This window comes from Testudinibacter crocodili, from assembly GCF_006228025.1.
Lineage (GTDB): Bacteria > Pseudomonadota > Gammaproteobacteria > Enterobacterales > Pasteurellaceae > Chelonobacter.
Genome location: NZ_VDHF01000013.1, coordinates 1 through 532, shown reverse-complemented (window position 1 = coordinate 532; position 532 = coordinate 1). Strand labels below are relative to the sequence as shown.

Annotated in this window: 1 pseudogene; it reads right to left on the bottom strand. The window is 51.3% G+C overall.

Annotation, left to right across the window (positions count from 1 at the left end):
* Nucleotides 1-532: pseudogene (locus FHQ23_RS01190) on the bottom strand (hypothetical protein); the annotation flags it as partial.

Genomic DNA, 532 nt, shown 5'->3' with positions numbered 1-532 from the left:
TCGTCTTGCACCAAACCGACGCCGCCGTTATTGATATTGTTGATGGTGGTGGTTAACTTAGTAATTTCACCACTGTTTTTATCGGCAATCGCTTTCACCGCATACAACTGTTTACCGCTGACCGCATCAGTTGAGGTGGTTGACACTGCGCCGTCTTTCAAGTTGGTGATTTTACTGCCACCGGTGCCCGCCAGTGCCACCGTGTCTTTAGCGGTATTGTATTTCACATTCAGGGCATCTGCGGCTTGCAGCGCAGTAATGTTGGTTTTATTAGTATTGGCAGTACTGTTGGCAGTATTGGCGGTGTTTTGTGCTGCCGTTGCCGTAGTCTGTGCGGCGGTGGCGGCGGTTCTTGCGCCATCTGCGGTGGTCTTAGCAGTATTGGCAATGGTTTGCACCCCAAACAGTTGCTTACCGTTAACCGCCTCGGTTGAAGTCGCCGAAACCGTGCCGTCTTTCAGGTTGGTGATTTTAGTACCGCCGGTGCCGGTCAGTGCCACCGTATCTTTGGCAGCATTGTATTTCACATTCA